The 332-nt window shown below is 70.8% G+C and carries 1 protein-coding gene; it reads right to left on the bottom strand.

All coding sequences use genetic code 11. The annotated features are described in order from the left end of the window. A partial coding sequence (locus MKK52_RS10810; RefSeq protein ID WP_243953797.1) for a methyl-accepting chemotaxis protein occupies nt 1–332 on the bottom strand: 332 nt, incomplete at both ends.

Raw genomic sequence — 332 nt, 5'->3', positions numbered from 1 at the left:
CTCGACCATCTCTAGGACGTACGCAGTCCCCCCACCTGTCACGCACCGAAACGACACGATTACGCCGGCCGTGCCGAGGTCCCACACGCGCCCCATGGGACCCCGTGGCAGCATCGAAATCACGCTGGTGATCTGCCACGTGGCGCGGGCCGCCTGATCGGCCAGGGCTGTCACCGCGGCGGCGACCACCGCGCCGCCGCGCCCGGCCTCGCACGCGCGGGCGGCCTCGATGGTCGCGTTCAGCGCCAGGAGGTTGATCTGGCCCGCGATGTTCTGGATCAGGCCGACGATGCCGGACATCGCGGTCGCCGTGTCGGCGAGGCGCTTGGTGT

Source organism: Methylobacterium sp. J-067, assembly GCF_022829465.1.
Taxonomy (GTDB): Bacteria; Pseudomonadota; Alphaproteobacteria; order Rhizobiales; family Beijerinckiaceae; genus Methylobacterium; species Methylobacterium litchii.
This window is presented reverse-complemented; position numbering and strand designations above follow the sequence as displayed.